6 protein-coding genes and 1 pseudogene are annotated in these 4,577 nt (G+C 41.8%); 4 read left to right on the top strand and 3 right to left on the bottom strand.

What is annotated here, in order from left to right:
* The 4 genes from traN to ACJMLO_RS07525 form a co-directional block, all read left to right on the top strand.
* A partial coding sequence (gene traN / locus ACJMLO_RS07540; RefSeq protein WP_405295463.1) for a conjugative transposon protein TraN occupies nucleotides 1-588 on the top strand: 588 nt, incomplete at its 5' end.
* Between the two features lie 2 nt (nucleotides 589-590).
* Complete coding sequence (locus ACJMLO_RS07535) at nucleotides 591-1,163, top strand: conjugal transfer protein TraO (RefSeq protein WP_202576738.1); 573 nt, start codon at nucleotides 591-593, stop codon at nucleotides 1,161-1,163.
* Nucleotides 1,164-1,176: 13 nt separating this feature from the next.
* Nucleotides 1,177-1,677: a DUF3872 domain-containing protein gene (locus tag ACJMLO_RS07530; RefSeq protein ID WP_405295461.1), complete on the top strand. Its 501-nt coding sequence runs from the start codon at nucleotides 1,177-1,179 to the stop codon at nucleotides 1,675-1,677.
* Between the two features lie 65 nt (nucleotides 1,678-1,742).
* A complete protein-coding gene (locus ACJMLO_RS07525) occupies nucleotides 1,743-2,264 on the top strand; it encodes a glycoside hydrolase family protein (RefSeq protein WP_202576740.1) in 522 nt (173 codons plus the stop codon).
* Between the two features lie 84 nt (nucleotides 2,265-2,348).
* On the opposite strand, the gene ACJMLO_RS07520 is transcribed toward ACJMLO_RS07525, so the two are convergent.
* The 3 genes and pseudogenes from ACJMLO_RS07520 to ACJMLO_RS07510 form a co-directional block, all read right to left on the bottom strand.
* Complete coding sequence (locus tag ACJMLO_RS07520; protein ID WP_289091964.1) at nucleotides 2,349-3,785, bottom strand: TlpA disulfide reductase family protein; 1,437 nt, start codon at nucleotides 3,783-3,785, stop codon at nucleotides 2,349-2,351.
* 176 nt (nucleotides 3,786-3,961) lie between these two features.
* Nucleotides 3,962-4,195, bottom strand: coding sequence for a TlpA family protein disulfide reductase (locus ACJMLO_RS07515; protein ID WP_405295458.1), 234 nt, complete (start codon nucleotides 4,193-4,195; stop codon nucleotides 3,962-3,964).
* Nucleotides 4,196-4,315: 120 nt separating this feature from the next.
* Nucleotides 4,316-4,577, bottom strand: a pseudogene (locus ACJMLO_RS07510) (tetracycline resistance ribosomal protection protein); the annotation flags it as partial.

The raw sequence follows: 4,577 nt of genomic DNA, 5'->3' as shown, positions 1-4,577 counted from the left end.
TTCAATGTGAAGTACTCGGATGAGCCTCTGCTCCTGAATATCGAGATGAAAGACTTCATTCACGATGGCAGTGAGGTGAACCGTCCCAACAATGCTCTCGACATCTACTTGCAGGAACTTGGCAGCGAGTCGCCGAAGTTGGTACATCTTATCAGCAAGGCTATCCACAAGGACAACAAACGCCACATCAAGCACATCGGCAGCAAGGCGTTCGGCATCCAGTATCTGTTGCGTGGACTCTACACCCACAATGGCTTGCTCTACTTCCATACGCAGGTGAAGAACACATCGAATGTACCATACGAGGTGGACTTTGTGACTTTCAATATTGTGGATAAGCAGGTGATGAAGCGTACAGCCATTCAGGAACAGGTCATCTTCCCACTGCGTGCATACGATTATGCCACAACCGTTGCGGGCAACAAGGACGAGCGTACCGTATTTGTTTTCGATAAGTTCACCATCCCTGCCGACAAGGTGCTTGTGGTGGAGATGCATGAGAAGAGCGGTGGCAGACACCAGACCTTCACCGTGGAGAGTGAGGACATCGTGAGAGCAAAGGTAATCAACGAACTTAAAGTGAAGTAATCATGAAGAAGTATCTGTTTCTACTTGTTGCAGTCGTATCGCTTGCCCTTTCATCAGGGCAGGCATACGCCCAGCGTTATCTCCCGAAGATGAAGGGTGTGGAACTCAGAGGTGGCTTTGTCAACGGCTCGAAATCTCCGCTTAACTACTACACGGGAATAGCGATGTCGGGATATACCAAGAAGGCTAACCGCTGGGTGGTGGGTGCAGAATATCTGCTCAAGAACTACGACTATCGTGGTACATCCATTCCGCGAGCCCAGTTCACTGCCGAGGGCGGTTACTACCTGAAGTTCCTGTCCGATCCTACAAAGACCTTCTTCCTCTCCATCGGTGGCTCTGCATTGGCAGGCTACGAAACGGTGAATTGGGGTGATAGACTACTACACGACGGCTCTACGCTGCTTGCCAAGGATGCTTTCATCTATGGCGGTGCCATTACCCTTGAATTGGAGAGTTATATAACAGACCGTATAGTCCTACTTGCCAATGTGCGTGAGCGTGTTCTTTGGGGAGGCTCACTCGGTAAGTTCAGCACTCAGTTCGGTTTAGGTATCAAGTTTATTATCAATTAAAATTAAAAGCGTTATGAAAAAGTTATTTTCCTATATGATGGTTTGCGGTGCCATGATGACCGCAGTATTGGGCTTCACATCTTGCGAGGATGACCTCGATGTTCAGCAAGCCTATCCTTTTACAGTTGAGACAATGCCTGTACCCAAGCGATTGGTACAGGGCGAGACAGCGGAGATACGCTGCGAGATTGTGCGTGAGGGGTATTTCTCCGATACTCGCTACACGATTCGTTACTTCCAGCCCGATGGCGAGGGTACATTGAGAATGGATGACGGTATGGTGTTATTACCGAATGACCGCTATCCGCTTGACAGAGATGTGTTCCGTCTGTACTATACTTCGGAGTGTGAAGATCAGCAGACGATAGATGTATATTTCGAGGACAATCACGATCAGCTCCATCAGCTTACATTCACTTTCAATAACGAGGTAAAGGAGGAAGAGGATACCACAGAGGGTAACACGATTACTCCCATAGGAACTATCGTCTCTCCAATCAACATCAATCCTTAACCAACGGTGGCAGGCACTCGCTTGTCGGGTGTCTGCCGCCATAACCAATCACTAAAAGAGAATCTATGAGAATAAAGTTGATGATTATTTGTCTGACATTGCTTTGCGGATATGCCAAGGCACAGACACGAGGCGGCGACTCTTCGCCACCGCTGCCAAAGGAGATTTCAGCGGAACTGTTCGATAAGGCGGTAGCACTCATCAAGGAGTTTGAGGGGTGGCATTCGGCAAAACACTATCCATACATCGGTTATGGGCATAAACTGCTCCCACACGAAAACCTGACAGCCGATATTACCGAAGCACAGGCCGATTCGTTGCTCAGAGCCGACCTATTGGAGCGATACAAATATTTCCGACGATATGGGAAAGATGCTCTGCTACTAACAGTGTTGGCTTACAATGTCGGTCACAGCAGATTGCTTGGCTATGGCAAACGCCCGAAGAGTAACCTTATCAAGAAAATCGAGTCCGGCGACAGGGATATTTACGAAGAGTATATCTCGTACCGTTGCTACAAGGGCAAGCCTATCCCCAGCATCGAACGCCGCAGAAAAAGAGAGTTTCAATTGCTGTATATACCTTAAACGTAAATGGCGGCTGCTTGGTTGAGTAGTCGCCATTGGTATTATTATTTATTCAGTCTTGAGGCTTATTGTATTGAATATGGTTTATTCCATAAGTTCATTAATAATTTCTCTTATTTCTTGTGTCCCGGGTTTTGATGCATTGGTGTCTACTAGCTTACCGAATTTATCATATAGTAAATATTGTGGAATATGTCTATTATCAATCTCCTTGAGAAACACTGCTTCTTTCGGATTTAACACAATATAGTTTATATCATCGTATGTTGAAGTGTGATATTGCTCAACTGCACGTTTCCAAGCCTCTTCATTATCGTTTACGGCGAGATAAATGAATACAACATTTTTATTCTTATATGTTTTACGTAACTTTTCAGCATCTGGCATTGTTGCCCGACAAGGGGCACACCATGAAGCCCATAGATCTACATAAATTACCTTGCCAATATGCTCTTTTAGTAGTTTGTCAAATGTTGTAGTATTACCTTCTAAATCAGCAATAATCATACTTCCCGCTTGAGTATCTGCGACAATATGTTTCTTTTGGGGGGCAAATGTGTTGCCTGTTAGTTGTTCATAGGCCTCATTAAGAGCATCTACAATACTTGATGAAAAGGCTGACCCATTTTCTTTATTGATTCTTAGCATGTAGTCAACTACTGACAGCCGAGCCTTTGGTGTGATGGTAGAATCTTGGCTAAATACTAGAATTTCTGAAGGATTTTTTGATATCAAGAGTCCCTTGATTGCGCTATGTGATGATGGGTAAAACAAGAGTGAATCAGAGAGTAGAATTTGCTCAACACAATGCCTGTCTGCTCCTTTTCGATAGAAATCAGCATATAGACTAGAAATCTTACCACACGACTCCAATGAATCAATATATCTTGTTTGAGCTATTTGGTATTCAGATAAGATTACTTGTAAAGAATCTATATTGGGACAAATATTGCGGTATCTATTTAGCATTTGTTGCTTACTCTTGTCAGATCTATATTGGGGATTATTGAGAGCAAACCACATTGCGCCGTAAAGTCGTGATGTGCATAAAGTCTTAATACTATATCCCGTCTGCTTATGAATTAATCGCGAGTCATGTTCAGGTATGGTGTAAAGCCAAGTTCTTTCTTCAGATTGAAGACTCTGGAGCTGTGGTCTAAGATTATCAGTATAAGTGAACAAAATTGTATCACCCGCTTCTATTAGGTAGTAGTTATCCTCAATGGATTGGTTGCGATGCATTACTTCGGCATAACCATAGTGTGATGGGATGATGAGGGTGTCACATCCATGCATTTTAGGTAAATAGTATTGCAGTTCACCTTGCTCATTTACAAAATTAAATATCGTTGATGGTAGCGTCGTTGAATGTCCGATGCCTCTATTTGTTGTTTCGTGTTTGGGCGTATTTTGGAATATAACAACGATATTTGAATTCACCTCTTGGGGAGAACTTGGGTGATTACACGAACATAAAAATAATGTAATGATAATAAAGTGTATAAAAGAGATTATTTTCATATTAATTCATTGCCAAATAAATATTATATATTGATTCATATAACTTCGCTTTAATTTTTCTGCAAAGTTAATGGAATTCTCCCAAATACGCCTTTACACAGCCGTAAAAGTACGTTTTTGCGATATACAGTAATGGCGACCACTCGTAATAAGCGGTCGCCATTGTTAGATTCATATTAGTTTATTGTAGTTTTGACTTGCGAAGCATTAAATCCTATAGTTTTGAGTACAACCGTTCCACTTCTGTCTATAACAAAACATGTCGGAGTGGACTGTACACCATACTTTATCTTAAATGGGGAATAATCAGACATTAATTCAGATATAAATATATAGTCATCGGAATATTGATTGCGAAATTCTTTGAGTTCATCAAGTGTACTAACAGAATAATAGACAATTATTGCCAAGTTCTAATGCTTCTATCTCCTGCCATTCATAGAGGCTATTATATGCCATACATCCGATAAGAATGGAGATAAGTATATATCCCAACCGTATTGCCTTATAGAAATTTCCTGACCGCTCCATTATTTTAATGACATTGATTTTTGGAACATGAATAAAAGTTTATCTTTTTCGTTCATGCGGATATTATCAGAATAATCGCCTTTTGTTATTTGATACCCGCATGGCTTGACCATAAAAACGCCTAAGCCCTTAGTGTATGAACTTACTTCTGAGGCATAGTCTTTACTTGTATTTAATGGAACTTTCCCTTTAATATGACACCACTCATTATTGCAACTGATGTCTTCAATCTCAGACATCATTTTTTGCAAATCTGTAATA

The sequence above is a fragment of the Methanobrevibacter sp. genome, assembly GCF_045120835.1.
Taxonomy (GTDB): Archaea; Methanobacteriota; Methanobacteria; order Methanobacteriales; family Methanobacteriaceae; genus Methanocatella.
The sequence above is the reverse complement of the archived record's forward strand: the minus strand, read 5'-3'. Positions and strand labels throughout refer to the sequence as shown.

Bases quoted from the DNA above. Each gene is read 5' to 3' on its own strand.
- ACJMLO_RS07535 (WP_202576738.1), top strand. From the start codon at position 591: ATGAAGAAGTATCTGTTTCTACTTGTTGCAGTCGTATCGCTTGCCCTT.
- ACJMLO_RS07530 (WP_405295461.1), top strand. From the start codon at position 1,177: ATGAAAAAGTTATTTTCCTATATGATGGTTTGCGGTGCCATGATGACC.
- ACJMLO_RS07525 (WP_202576740.1), top strand. From the start codon at position 1,743: ATGAGAATAAAGTTGATGATTATTTGTCTGACATTGCTTTGCGGATAT.
- ACJMLO_RS07520 (WP_289091964.1), bottom strand. From the start codon at position 3,785: ATGAAAATAATCTCTTTTATACACTTTATTATCATTACATTATTTTTA.